This window comes from Frankia sp. CeRuru1, assembly GCF_977966315.1.
This window is the reverse complement of the sequence record NZ_CDWWEW010000117.1, coordinates 1-13295: the sequence shown is the minus strand read 5'-3', so window position 1 is coordinate 13295 and position 13295 is coordinate 1. Positions and strand designations below refer to the sequence as shown.

The window sequence follows — 13295 nt, the reverse complement described above, 5'->3', positions numbered from 1 at the left end:
CCGTTGGGGGTCGCCCGCGATACCTAAGAATAAGGTGGTATAAATCGCAAAAAATCAGTACAAATGACTCTGGTGGATGAAGGAACATTCGGTCTCACCCGCCGTCCCGGCGAGGCCGATCAGATACAGACACCTACCCCTCATCTCCTGTCGGGCTCCGGTTCGAGGCATGTTTCCTCGACCACCACGGCCTGCACGCCCGCGGTGGATGTCACACTCGGGGGGGACAGGTCCCACCGGGGCCGGGTTCGCGCATCCCGACGCGCGACGCATCCCGACACTCGACACCCGGAGGGGGGCCAAACTCGTGGTGACCGACCCTGGTCTTCTGCACTGGCGTGACCCGGTGACCGACATCGGCCATCTCGCCGATGTCACCAACCGGGTGCGGGCCAGCATCGAGACGGTCATCGACGGCAAGTCCGAGGCGATCACGGCGGCCCTGGTCGTGCTGCTGTCCGAGGGCCATCTGCTGATCGAGGACGTCCCCGGGGTCGGCAAGACCATGCTCGCCAAGGCCCTCGCACGGTCCATCGACGCCCGGGTACGCCGCATCCAGTTCACTCCGGACCTGCTCCCCAGCGACGTCACCGGGGTCAGCGTCTACAACCAGGGCACCCGTGACTTCGAGTTCCGTCCCGGTCCGGTGTTCGCCAACATCGTCGTCGGCGACGAGATCAACCGCGCCGAGCCGAAGGCGCAGTCGGCGCTCCTCGAATGCATGGAAGAACACCAGGTCACGGTCGACGGCGTCACCTACCGGCTCGAGTCGCCCTTCATGGTGATCGCGACCCAGAACCCGGTGGAGATGGAGGGCACCCGGGCGTTGCCGGAGGCCCAGCGCGACCGTTTCACCGCCCGGATCTCGATGGGCTACCCCTCCCCCGCGGCCGAGCTGGAGATGCTCGACAGCCACGGCAACGCCAACCCGCTGGCCGGCATCACCCCGGTCACCGACGCCGCCGAGATCGCCAAGCTGATCGCACTCGTCCGCACGGTGCACGTCTCGCCCGAGGTGCGCCACTACATCGTCGACCTGGCCGGCGGGACCCGCACGCATCCTGAGATCGCGCTCGGCGCGTCCCCCCGGGCGGCGCTGCATCTCATCCGTGCTGCCCGAGCCCGCGCGGCCCTGGACCAGCGCGGTTTCGTCCTCCCCGACGACGTTCAGGAGATGGCTGTCCCGGTCATGGCGCACCGCCTACTGCTGCAGCCCGAGATCATGCTCTCCGGAGAGCCGACGATCGAGGTCGCCGCCCGCATCCTGACCGACGTCCTGCGCCGGATTCCGATCCTTCGTCCCGGTACGGCACGCCTAACCCGGCATGGCCGTTAGAGCTCCGTGTGCGGAACCTCCGGGTGCGGAACCTCCGGGTGCGCGACTTTGTCGCGGCGCTGCGTGGCCTGACGATCCGCGGCCGGTCGTTCGTCGCCGCCGGCATCGCCTGCGCGGCGTCCGCGGCCGTGCTCGGCGAGCAGGACCTGCTGCGGATCGGCCTGCTCCTCATGCTCCTCCCCGTGCTCGCGGCGGCCTTCGTCTGCCGGACCCGCTACCGGCTCGCCTGCACCCGCCGGCTCGAACCGAGCCGGGTGACCGCCGGGGACCGGGTCTCGGTCCGGATCAGACTGGAAAACGTCAGCCGGTCGCCGTCGTCGGTGCTCCTGGTGGAGGACGCCGCCGCGGACGGGCTGGGCGGCGGGGTCCGGTTCGTACTCGGCCGGATCGAGCCCGGTGGCAGCCGGGACCTGTCCTATGTCCTGCACGCGGGGATGCGTGGTCGCTACCAGATCGGACCGATGGCGATCCGCCTCGGTGACCCGTTCGGGCTGTGCGAACTGTCGCGCAGTTTCCGCAGCCTGGACGAGCTGGTCGTGGCCCCCCCGATCGAGCGGCTGCCGCCGGCCCGCCCGACCGGTACCGCGCGCGCCAGCACCCAGCTGCGCCGCCGGACCGGGCTCGCGGGTGAGAACGAGACGACGACCCGTCCGTACCGGTCCGGCGACGACCTGCGCAAGGTGCATTGGAAGACAACCGCCCGCCGCGGCGAGCTGATGGTCCGGCGCGAGGAGCACCCGCAGATGGGCGGGGCGACTATCTTGATCGACACCCGGGCCCGGGCGTGGCCCGACAGAGGCCCCTCAGCATCGTTCGAGTGGGCGGTGAGCGCGGTCGGGGCGATCGGCGTCCACCTCGTCCGGGGCGGGTACCGGGTCCGACTGCTGACCGATCAGGGGCTGGCTGCCATCGCCGCGGGGGGTACCGTCGGCGGGCTCCTCGATGAGCTTTCAACGCTGACGCCCGCCCCCACCGAGTCCCTGCACCCAGCGCTCGCGGCCGGCCGCAAGCAGGCCGATCACGGCGGCATGTTTGTCGCCGTGATCGGCCACACCGATGCGCCCACTGCCGCCGCGCTGGCCGGGCTGCGGCCCCTCAGCGCCCCGGCGATCGCGGTGCTCGTCGACGTGGCCAGCTGGAGCACCGCCGCGGCGGCCCCGAAGATCGCCGCCGACCTCGGAACGACGCACGCGGTGCTCACCCGCGCTGGCTGGGCGGTCCTTGTCGCGGCGGCGGGCACCAGCCTCGCGGCGATGTGGCCGCGGGTCGCCGCCCGGGCCCGGGGCACGGGCGGCGTCGGTGCCTCGAGTGCCGCCGGAGTCTCCGGACTCACCGGGACAACGGGACTCACCGGGACCGTGGGACTCACCGGGGCAACGGGGCACAGCGGCGGTCTCCACATCGGCGGACGGTCGGTGCCGTGAACGCCCGCCCGGTGCCCACAGTGATCGTCACCGTCGTCTGTCTGCTGTCCACCAGCGCGCTGACCCGTCTGTTCGAGGGTGTCCTCTGGTGGTTCGGGCCGGTACTCGTCGCCACGGCCGTGGCCGTCGGGACGGGGGTGGCGAGCCGCCTGCTCCTGCTGCCGGCGGCGGCCGGGATCCTGCTCAGTCTGGTCGGCCTCATCGGCACCGTCACCGTGCTGTCCGCGCGGTCGACGGCGTTGCTGGGCTTCCTGCCGACCGCCACCACGGTCAAGACGCTGCGCACGCTCATCTCCGCCGGCGGCTCCGACATCTCACGGCTGGCCGCGCCGGTGCCCGACCGGCCGGGCCTGGTGGTCCTCACGGTGATCGGCGTCTACCTCCTGGTCATGATCGTCGATCTGATCGTGGTGAAGTTCGACCACCCGACGCTCGGCGGCCTTCCGCTGCTGGCGCTGTATGCGGTGTCGGCGGCGATTCTGCCCGGGGGCGTCGGCACGGTGCCCTTCCTGCTCGGCGCGGTGAGCTTCATCGCCCTGCTCCTGCTCGACGGGCGGTTGGCGTACGGGCGATGGGGCCGGACCATCTCCAACCAGCGGAGGGCCGGCGTCGAGATGTTCGGCGGTCGCCTCGCCGTGGGCGCGCTCGGGGTCGCCGTCACCGCGCTGGTCGCTGCGATCGCGGTGCCGTTGGCCCTGCCGTCCCTTGACGGCGAGGGACTAGTGTCGCGCAAGGGTGGATCCGGCGCCGGGGACGGTCCGAGTTCAGCCAGCGTCGTGCAGCCGATCGTCTCGGTGAGCCAGCAGCTGCACGCCAGCACGGAGGTGCCCCTGCTTCGGGTGCGCTTCGACAAGCCGGAGTATCTGCGACTGACGGCGCTGGAGAACTTCGACGGCCAGCTGTTCACCCTGCGGGCGTTGAACGCCACCCGGGAGAACCGGGTCAGCGAGGGACTACCGAAACCACGGACGGGCGGCACCACCCAGTCGGTGCGTGCGGAAGTGGCCGTCACCGGGCGGTTCAACGAGCTGTATCTGCCGGTTCCGGGCATCCCAACCCGGATCGAGGGGCTGACCGGCGACTGGCGGCTGGCGAGACCGACAGGCACGATCTTCTCGACCCGGACCTCGACGGCGAACGCGCACTACCAGGTGGACGCGGTGGTGCCGAATCCCACGAGCGCGCAACTTCAGGCCGCGACCGGGCCGATCCCGGACTCGCTCGACATCGCGACCGCGCTCCCTGACAATCTCGATCCCCAGCTGCGCCAGCTCACCAAGGCCGTGACCGCGGATGCGCGCACCCCCTATGAAAAGGTGTACGCGATCCAGGAATACCTGCGGGGGCCGCAGTTCACCTACGACCTCCAGGGCGCCCCCACCACGCAGGAGGGCGCGCTCAGCAAGTTCCTGTTCGACACCCACCGCGGCTACTGCGAGCAGTTCGCCTCGGCCATGACGGTCATGGTGCGGATACTGGGCCTACCCGCCCGGGTCGCGATCGGCTTCGTCCCCGGGGAGCGGCAGAGTGACGGCAGCTACGTCATCACCAACCGGCAGGCGCATGCCTGGCCTGAGGTCTGGTTCCCGTCGATCGGCTGGCTCAGCTTCGAGCCGACCCGCCGCAGCGACGGAGCCACCTCGGCGCCGTCCTACGCCCCCGCCGGGCCCGAGGACCCCGACAATGAGGCCGCCCTGCCGGAAGATCAGGATCAGGCCGAACTGCAGGCAGCGCCCGAGCCGGTGCCCGTGCCGGATACCTCCACGCCGGCTCCCGGCGACGATCCGACCGCGGTGGACGCTCCGCGGTCAGGTGATGGCGCATCGACCTCCACCGGGATTCCCTCCTGGGTGATCTGGCTGTACGGTGCCCTGCCCGTCCTGGGCCTGCTGGCCGTTCCGGCGATCACCCGGATCCAGCGGAGGCGGGTCCGGCTGCGCCCGGCCGAAGACGATCCCTCAGATCCGTCTGGGGCGACGGTGGAACGGGTCCACGACGCCTGGGCAGAACTGCTGGACGTCGCCGCGGATCTGGGAATCATGATCCGGCCGAGCGACTCGCCGCGGGCCGGGGTGGCCCGGCTGACCGCCTACCTGGACGCCGAGCCGACCACCGCACAGGCCCCGGGGTCCCGCCCGGAACCGTCTGCGTGGCAATCCGGGGACGGCGGGCCCCCCACGACCTACCCGCAGGCCCGCGCGGCACTCGCCCGGCTGGCCTCCGCGGAGGAGCGGGCCCGCTACGCGCCACCGGAGATGGCCGCGCCGCCGTCCGTCGCAGACCTCAGCGAGGATGTCGTCCTGGCCACCACCACGCTGTGGGCGCTGGCACCGCGGGCCAGGCGGATGTTGGCGCGGATCGCCCCGGCATCGGTTCTCCGGCGCGACGCGCCGGCCTCGGCGCGCGGACGGTCGAGGACGGGACAGGGAGGCGGCGGGGACGACGCACCCGCCGCGCCCGCCACGATTCAGAACGATGACAATGATGACAATCAGGACTGGCCGGACCCGGTCAGGGACGGTCCTCCCAGCGCCGCCGCCACCGCTCCTCGACCCGTTCCATGAACGGAGCCCTAGCCCGCGGCTTCGGCTTCGATCCCCCCTGCACACCGCCCGGCCGCCGGTGACCGGTGTCACGGCCGCTGATCCGGCGCAGGCCCGCCGCACCGCGCAGCGCGGCGAACAACATCATGAGGAAACCGAGGATGCCGAGGATCACCGTCAGCGGTACCTGGTTGAGCACCACGCCGACGACCAGGACGGCCAGACCGAGGACGAAGACGACCGCGCTGCGGCGCACCCGGCGCAGCAGGTAGGTACGGGGGTCCGTCGAACGGACGGTACTGGCAAACTTCGGATCGTCCTGTACGAGAGCGCGCTCGATCTGCTCCAGCAGGCGCTGCTCGTTCTCCGAGAGCGGCATCGACGCTCCTCCCACGACCTGTAGGCCCGGCGGACGGAACCTGATAACCAAGGATAGGCATGTGCGGGCGGGTGCGGTAGGCAACCTGTCATGCTGGTTGGAACCGAGCGATTCCCGTCACCTGGTCCGTGCCCGAACTGGGGTCTTTCATACCGGGAAATCCACGATCACGGGAACCGGCGGTGCCGGCTTTACAAGCGGTACCAGCGGCACGACGGCGGGCAAGCACATGCAGCTGTGCCGCGAGGTCACGGAACGGCTCCCGGGCGGCCGCGGCCAGTTCCAGGCGCAGCAGCCGCTGCGCGGTGAAGGCATCGGAGTCGACCAGTGCCCCGGGGACCAGGTCGGCGAACACACGCACCCCGTGGACGTCGACGACGTCCGCGCCAGCCCCGTCCACCAGCGCGACGATCTCGGCGGTGGTGAACCCGGCGGCCGCCCGGGGCGCCCCGGTGCCCTGGCCGGTCAGCACGGCCTGCGCCTGCTCGAAGCGACCCGCCAGGGCGCGGGCGAGCACTGTGGCAGCCCGGCCCGCGACGACGAGGCTGAGGACGCCTCCCGGGCGCAGCACCCGCAGGGCCCCCGCCAGGGCGGCCCCGGGATCGTCAACGACGTCGAGGACGGAGTGGCACAGCAACAAATCGGCGGTCTCGGTGCCGACGATGCCGGTCAGGTCGCCCAGATCGCCCTGCTCGGCCGTGACCCGGTCGGCGACGCCCCGTTCGTCGGCGCGACGGCGCAACGCTGCCAGGGCGTCCGGCGACGGGTCCACGACGATCACCAGGTAGCCCTCGACCGCCAGGGGGACAGCGAAGCTACCACTCCCACCGCCCGCGGCAACGATGATCGGCGGGATGGTCGCGGCCGTCGGGGCCACCGACCAGGCCGGAACCCCCGCTGCCGATCCGGGCAGGACCGTCCGCAGACCGTGCCAGATCGCAGCCTGCCGCAGATCCGCGCCGGTGACATGGCTGGTCATGCGCGTCGTGTCTCCTCACGCCGGCATCGTCGGCATCGCCGCCATCAGCCCGCTCGCCCACGCCGGAGGACCGGGCGCGTCACTGACCCACGGTGAGACCTATGACAACCCCGACGACCAGCCCGCCAGCCGACAGCCCTACGACCCGCAGTACCCAGCTGTTGCGACGCGCAACGGCGGACGGCACGGCCCGATGCGCACCGCGGTGCCGATGCCCAGAACCGGTGAGGACCATCGATGATCTCCTGCTCCGCCAGCCACTACCCCTCGGGGGGTAACCGATAGTGACTGATGCTCACCGTAAACGCAACCGCTCGTCACCCGCCCGGGGCGTCGCCGGGCCGAGGGCAGGCTGACCGTGGTCGGCTCGGCGGCGTGACCATCGCGACCTCCCCACGCCCGACCGGACCGGTGCCGGCGATCACTGGTTGGGACGGCAGGCCCAGCACGCCCTCGACAACCCCGATGAACAGATCGACCTGATGGATCAGATCGTCGGCCTCCCGCCTGGTCACCACCTTCAGCCCGGCCTCGGCCGCCGATCGCCGGGCAGCCCCCGCCGCGAAGAACTCCGCCCACTCCGCGAGCTCGGGGGCCACCCGGATAAGCAGGCACCAGGCACTCACGGGCCGACCGCGACGACCGGGACGGGGCCGGGCCCGGTCCGCCAGGACGGCGGCCGCCGCCCGCAGCGCCGCGAGATGGGCGAGGGCGTAGCGCTCCCCGGCCGTCTGGGCGTACTCGGCCTCACCGAGACCGCGCCGGGCGGCGACCAACAGATCGTCACGGGAGCGGCGGGGCAGCCCCGCCGCCGACACCAGGGTCCGTCCAACCGGCTCGGTGGACGCACCGCGCGGCCCGGTGGATCCACCATGGCCGCCGAACGCGCCCTTACTGCGGGCCGCTCCTCCCGCCGGGTCCGAGCCACTGATCGAGCCACTGATCGGCCGACTGGTCACGGTGGTCACGACACCTCCCAGATCTCGAACATAGGTTCGATCACAAAGTAGTGAACCCTCTCCGGCGCCGCCCGTCAAGCACCTAGGTATCGAACACGCAATCGAGAAGATCCGACGACCTCGGACTCGACCATCCGAAGAAACCAGCCGAGGACGAGCAGGGCTACCACGTCGGGAACCCATCCCAGCCGCGGGTCCGCGACTTTCCCCCGACAGACATGTCCCGAACCCGCACCCGGCGTCCGGGCCACCCGGGTGACCCCCGGGTCGAGCGCATCCGGATTGGCCACGACAAGCGCCGTTCCGTCCAGCGCAAACCGGATGATGTTCACGTCGCGGTGACCCACGAGCCCGCTGGCGAACTCGCCGCGGGTCGGCGTGAGCCAGCGCAGCGTGGCACCGTCCGACAGGCGCACCCGGCCCCCGTGGCGGCCTGGCTCGAAGGCGGCCAGGGGCACCCGTCCCATGGGTTCGACCAGACGGATCCCAGAACCGTCAAGATCGGTCTCCAGCACGAACGGCCGGCCGGCCGCCATCAGCTCGACCCGGCCCCGCGACCACCAGTCGGCCAGCACCGCGCCCTCGCCGGTCTCTATGTGCACGTGCCGGACCGAGGCGTGCCGGGACACCGACTCGATCCGGAAGACCAGCTCGTGCGGCAGTCCGCCGGCCCGCCGCGGGAGAAAGCCCGCCCCGGCCGCCGGCCGCGGTGCCCGGGTTCGGGCCACCGCCGGGCCCGGACCCGGGCCCGCCGCCGACGCGGGCCGCCTCGCCAGGCTCCTGGGCACCGTGATCGCCATGCTCCCAACCCCCTCCGCCTCGCCGGCCGTCTCCCGGCCGCCTGCCACCCTCGGTTTCGTGGGCTCAGTGCACCTCCGAGCGATCAACGCCCACTGCACGCACAATCACCAGAACCATTGAGAATGCGTTGATCGAAACAGCCGGATTCCGCGATCGGGTCACGCGACGCCCCACGGAGCCGGACCGCTACCCGCGTCGCACCGGGCACCGGGCACCGGGCACCGGGCACCGGAGCAGGCCTGACGCGGAAACGACAGGGGTCGTTCCAGATCGGTGGTTGCCGCCATGTCCCCTCCCGGCGCACGCTGCGGTAAACAGACATCACCGGGGGTCGTACGAGAGGACCAGATGCCCGACCGCGACAGCCTGCAGTTCGCCATCCTCGGCCCGTTGGAGATCACCGCCGGGGGGGCACCCATCGTGCTAGGCGGCACCCAGCGCAAGGTGTTGATGGCCGCGTTGCTGCTGGAAGCCGGTCAGGTGGTGCCCGCTCACCGGCTGCTGGAGGTGATCTGGGGGGATCCACCGCCGGAGAAGGCGCTGGCCACATTGCGCACCCATGTCAGCGAGCTGCGGCGGCGGCTGGAGACCGGGCCCGAGGTGCTGTTGCGCAAGGGGACCGGGTACGTCCTCGACGTACGCCCGGAGCAGATCGACTCCGAACAGGCCCGTCGGCTGCTGGAACAGGGCCGGCGCGCGGTGGACGACGGTGACCCGGTGAGCGCGATCGCCCCGCTGCAGGAGGCCCAGGCCCTCTGGCGGGGACCGCCGCTGGTCGACCTGATCGACTACCCGTTCACCCGGGCCTACGTGGACGCCCTCGACGAACTCCAGCTCGACGTCGTCAAGACCCGGATCGCCGCCGACCTCTCCCTGGGTCGTCATCGCGAGGTCATCGGGGATCTGCGCGTGCTGGTGACACGACACCCCCACGACGACGGGCTGCGCCGGGAGCTGGTTCTCGCCTTCTATCGGGACGGTCGGATCGAGGACGCGGCCCGGGCCTGCCGAGAGGGCCTGGAGGCACTGCACGACCTGGGGCTGGACTCCGCGATGTTGCAGCAGCTGCAGGAGGACGTGCTGCGCGGCACGTCCAGCCTGGCCTGGACCCCGCCCCGCTCGCTCGACCGGCCGGTCTCCGTGGCGCCCACGAGCCAGGGGGGGTACCAGCTGCCCCCGGACATCCGCGAATACACCGGGCGCGACACGATCCAGGCCCAGGTGCACGCCATGCTGACCGATCCGGTCGGGCTGTCATGGGGAACCGTGGTGGCGGCGTTCGCGGGTAAGGCCGGCGCCGGCAAGACCGCCTTGGCCGTGCACGTCGCGCATCGCGTCCGCACGGGGTTCACCGACACGCTATACGTGGACCTGCGGGGCAACAGCACCCCACTGGACCCGGCCCGGGTGCTGTCCCGGTTCGTCCAGACGCTCGGGGTCAGCCGCTCCGCGGTACCGGCCGACCCCGACGATCTCGGCGAGATGTACCGGGAGCTGCTCGTGACCCGCAAGGTTCTGATCATCCTCGACAACGCGGGGGGCGAGGCGCAGATCCGGCCGCTGATGCCGACCAGCCCGGGCTGCGCGGTCATCATCACGAGTCGGTCGCGGCTGCACGGCCTGAACGCCCCGTACTGGATGGTGGACGTCCTGCTGCCCAGTGACGCGGTGGAGCTGCTGGCCAAGGTGGTCAGCACGCAGCGGGTCGACGCCGAACCCGAGGCCGCGCGCGACATCGTCGGTCTGTGCGGCTACCTACCGCTGGCGATCCAGATCGCCGGGCGCAAGCTGGCCGCCCATCCGCACTGGAAACTGGCCCGCCTGGCCGGGCGGCTCGCCAACGAACGCCACCGGCTGTCCTGGCTGGAGGCCGGCGACCTGGAGATCCGGGCCAGCTTCTCGCTGAGCTACGAGGGCCGGCCGCCGGACGAGCAGCGCGCCTTCCGGCTGCTGTCGCTGCCTGCGATGAGCGATTTCGCGCCGTGGGCCGCGGCGGCGGTCCTCGACCTCGACCTCGACGAAGCCGAGGACGTCGTCGACCGGCTCGCCGACGCCCAGCTACTCGAACGACGTGGCGCCGACCGGACGGGAACCGAACGCTACCGCTTTCACGACCTGCTCCGGGTGTTCGCCCGGGAGCGCGAGACCGGGGTCGGCACCCCACTCGGCCACCCCGCGACCCCGGGCCGGATCCCCGAGGCCGGCGGGGACAACCGTCACACCGGCAACCGTCATACCGGCAACGGGCACACCGGCAACGGGCACACCGGCAACGGCCATCACGACGCTGCCGGGGCCCCCTCCACCGGGGCCCCCTCCACCGTGTCCGGAGAACACCGGGCGGCCCTGGGCCGGCTGCTGTACGCCTATCTGGCGATGCTGCGGGAGGCGGTCGACACCTTCAGCCCCGGCGAGGTGCGCACCCTCACCCCCGTCGCCGAGGACGTGGCGGCGCTCACGACGGGGGCCGTGTTTCGGTTTGAACAGGCAGGCGTCGCCGACCTGGTCGGTCAGCCGCTGGTCTGGTTCGGCGGGGAACGAGGAAACCTCCTGAGCCTGATCGACCAGGCCCACGCGGCCGGTCTCGACGAGCCGACCTGGCTGCTCGCCACCGAGGCCGCCGAGTTCTACGCCTTCGCGGCGCACTGGGGCGACTGGGAGCAGAGCCACGTCCTGGGGCTGGCCGCGGCCCGCCGGGCCGGGCACCGCCTCGCCGAGGCGACGCTGCTGACCAACCTCGCTGAGCGCGACATCACGCTGGCCTTCGAGGACGCCTTCTGGCGACTGGACGCGGACGGCACGGACCCCGACGGTCAACCGGCGGTCGAGGTCTACCGGGCTACGGTCGACCACTTGGCGCTGGCCACGGAGCGCCTCACCCGGGCCCGGGAGATCTTCGCCGACTTCGGCGACGAGCTGGGTGAGGCCCGGACGCTGCGCGAGCTGGCCGACGCCTGCCGCGGTCGGGGGGAGTTCTCCACGGCCCTGGTCCACTTCGAGGCCGGCCTGGAGATGATGCGCCGGGCCGGCGCCCGCAAGGCCGAGGCGGAGACCCTGGTGAACGTCGCCATGGTCCACGGCGACCGCAACGAGCTCACCGACGGCATCAACTGCCTGACGATGAGCCTGTCGATCGCCCGCGAACTCGGCAACCGTCCGCTGGAGGCGCTGGCCCTGCGCCGGCTGGGCGATCTCCACCGTTTCCAGCACCGGTTGGACCGGGCCCTGGCAAGCTACAACGAGAGCCTGCCGCTACTCGCCGAGCTACCCGACACCCGCTGGGAGCCACGTGTGCTCATCCGACGGGGTGACATCCTCGCCCAGATGGACGACCATCCGGCGGCGCGGCGATCCTGGCAGCAGGGCATCACGCTCCTGCGTCAGCGGGGTTCCCCCGAACTGCCGGCCGCCGAGGAACGGCTGAGCGCACCGGTCACGGCCGAGCCCACCCAGTTCACCAGCGGACGGCTGCTCAGCACGTTCGAACCGGCGTACTTCATCGCTCGGATCGCCTCGTCCCGGCGCAGCGTCCGGTTACTCAACACCTGGACGGATCTGGCTACCCCCGAGCACCGGACCGCCTTCGCCGACGCGGTGCTCGCGGCGGTCGACGCCGGAGCGATCATTCAGGTACTCCTACTCGACCCGGACTCCCCGGCCGTGGCCGGACGAGCCGCCGACCTCCTGCGCAGCGTCGACGTACCGGGCATGATCCACTCGAACCTGCTGGTCCTCGAGGCACTGCGAGATCGGCTCACTCCCGTCCTGCGCCCCCGGCTCGCGGTCCGCCTCTACACCGAACAGCCCCTGACGACGTATCACCGCTGGGACACCGGGGCGCTGGTCTCGACGTTCCCCGTCGGGTACTCCTCGGCCGCCGCGACCCAGCACGAGGCGGCCATCTCCTCCACCCTGGTCCAGTTCGTCGAACAGCACTTCGAACGGCTCTGGAGTCTGGAAGGGAGCACCGCCTTGGACGACTACCTGCGGGTGCCGCTGCGCGTCTCCCCGTCGGACGCGGCCCATCTCGAGGTACAGGCCGAGTTCGTGCGCCTCGACGGGGCGGTGTACGTCTCCTCCCCCGACCTCGTCGCGCTGCTGGGCCGCGGCGGTCCGGACGGCCTGCTCGCGGAGGTGGCGGGCGACGGTCGGCATGTACTGGCTGGAACCGGGCGGTGCCGGGTGGTACCCCTGCGCGACAACGACGGCGCCGGGGCCGTGGCCACGGCCTTCGCCGACAAGTACGGGGCCGTCCGTGACAGCCTGCTGCGCCTGTCGTCGGTGCGGCGATGAGCACGCTCGTCACCGTCGACTTCTGGCGGGTGCCCCGACGACGGATCGGTTACGCCCTGGCGCGGATGGCCACCGACCGTACCGCCCTGCGGCACACACCGGGACTGACCTTCGCAAAACTGCTGGGCACCGGTTCGGCGAGCAGTTTCACCCTGCGGGACGCCGATCCGTGCCAGTGGGCGATGGTCGCCGTCTGGTCCTCCCCGTCGGCGGCCCGTTCCTTCGAACGATCCGCGTCGGTGCGGGCATGGTCATCACTGGCCGAGGAACGCTGGCGGATCGACCTTCACCCGCTGTCGTCACGTGGGCGGTGGTCACGGCAGGAGCCCTTCGGCAACCCGGCAGCGTCGAACGTTCCGTCTCCCGCGAGCGCCCCCGCGGCGGTCGCGGTGATCACCCGGGCCCGCGTCACCCTGCGGCACACGCTCACCTTCCGCCGAGCGGTGCCGGCAGTGGCGGTCGACCTCGCCGAGGCCGAGGGTCTGATCTTCGCGGCTGGCATCGGGGAGGCGCCGATCGGCTTACAGGGAACGTTCAGCCTCTGGCAGGACGCGGCGTCGCTGCGCAGGTTCGCCTACAGC

At 71.5% G+C, this 13295-nt stretch carries 10 protein-coding genes; 6 read left to right on the top strand and 4 right to left on the bottom strand.

Annotation, left to right across the window (positions count from 1 at the left end; genetic code table 11):
- Window positions 1-307 precede the first annotated feature (307 nt).
- From AC08OP_RS10875 to AC08OP_RS10865, 3 genes are read left to right on the top strand one after another with little or no spacing between them, the layout of a single operon-like run.
- Window positions 308-1336, top strand: coding sequence for an AAA family ATPase (locus tag AC08OP_RS10875; protein WP_476614081.1), 1029 nt, complete (start codon window positions 308-310; stop codon window positions 1334-1336).
- Window positions 1337-1374: 38 nt separating this feature from the next.
- On the top strand, window positions 1375-2760 hold the full coding sequence (locus AC08OP_RS10870; RefSeq protein ID WP_476614080.1) for a DUF58 domain-containing protein: 1386 nt from the start codon (window positions 1375-1377) through the stop codon (window positions 2758-2760).
- Window positions 2757-5324 carry a transglutaminase TgpA family protein gene (locus AC08OP_RS10865; RefSeq protein WP_476614079.1) on the top strand — a complete coding sequence of 856 codons (2568 nt, stop codon included), beginning with the start codon at window positions 2757-2759 and terminating at the stop codon, window positions 5322-5324. The genes AC08OP_RS10870 and AC08OP_RS10865 overlap by 4 nt, the downstream gene beginning before the upstream one ends.
- On the opposite strand, the gene AC08OP_RS10860 is transcribed toward AC08OP_RS10865, so the two are convergent.
- Window positions 5272-5682: a DUF3040 domain-containing protein gene (locus AC08OP_RS10860; protein ID WP_462203442.1), complete on the bottom strand. Its 411-nt coding sequence runs from the start codon at window positions 5680-5682 to the stop codon at window positions 5272-5274. The two genes, AC08OP_RS10865 and AC08OP_RS10860, sit on opposite strands and share 53 nt — an antisense overlap.
- Window positions 5683-5770: 88 nt before the next feature.
- On the bottom strand, window positions 5771-6661 hold the full coding sequence (locus AC08OP_RS10855; protein WP_476614078.1) for a methyltransferase domain-containing protein: 891 nt from the start codon (window positions 6659-6661) through the stop codon (window positions 5771-5773).
- Between the two features lie 7 nt (window positions 6662-6668).
- Between AC08OP_RS10855 and AC08OP_RS10850 the strand changes: the two genes are divergently transcribed.
- On the top strand, window positions 6669-6902 hold the full coding sequence (locus AC08OP_RS10850; RefSeq protein WP_476614077.1) for a hypothetical protein: 234 nt from the start codon (window positions 6669-6671) through the stop codon (window positions 6900-6902).
- 76 nt (window positions 6903-6978) lie between these two features.
- Here AC08OP_RS10850 and AC08OP_RS10845 read toward each other — a convergent pair whose 3' ends face one another.
- On the bottom strand, window positions 6979-7620 hold the full coding sequence (locus tag AC08OP_RS10845; RefSeq protein ID WP_476614082.1) for an SAV_6107 family HEPN domain-containing protein: 642 nt from the start codon (window positions 7618-7620) through the stop codon (window positions 6979-6981).
- A 74-nt stretch (window positions 7621-7694) separates the two neighbouring features.
- Entirely contained in the window at window positions 7695-8420 is a 726-nt protein-coding gene (locus tag AC08OP_RS10840) for a hypothetical protein (protein WP_476614076.1), read from the bottom strand.
- 349 nt (window positions 8421-8769) lie between these two features.
- On the opposite strand from AC08OP_RS10840, the gene AC08OP_RS10835 reads away from it, so the two are divergent.
- Window positions 8770-12714, top strand: coding sequence for a BTAD domain-containing putative transcriptional regulator (locus AC08OP_RS10835; protein ID WP_476614075.1), 3945 nt, complete (start codon window positions 8770-8772; stop codon window positions 12712-12714).
- Window positions 12711-13295: spheroidene monooxygenase (locus AC08OP_RS10830; RefSeq protein ID WP_476614074.1), on the top strand; the 585-nt coding region annotated here is incomplete at its 3' end. The genes AC08OP_RS10835 and AC08OP_RS10830, both read left to right, overlap by 4 nt.

Bases quoted from the DNA above. Each gene is read 5' to 3' on its own strand.
- AC08OP_RS10860 (WP_462203442.1), bottom strand. From the start codon at position 5,682: ATGCCGCTCTCGGAGAACGAGCAGCGCCTGCTGGAGCAGATCGAGCGC.
- AC08OP_RS10855 (WP_476614078.1), bottom strand. From the start codon at position 6,661: ATGACCAGCCATGTCACCGGCGCGGATCTGCGGCAGGCTGCGATCTGG.
- AC08OP_RS10840 (WP_476614076.1), bottom strand. From the start codon at position 8,420: ATGGCGATCACGGTGCCCAGGAGCCTGGCGAGGCGGCCCGCGTCGGCG.
- AC08OP_RS10835 (WP_476614075.1), top strand. From the start codon at position 8,770: ATGCCCGACCGCGACAGCCTGCAGTTCGCCATCCTCGGCCCGTTGGAG.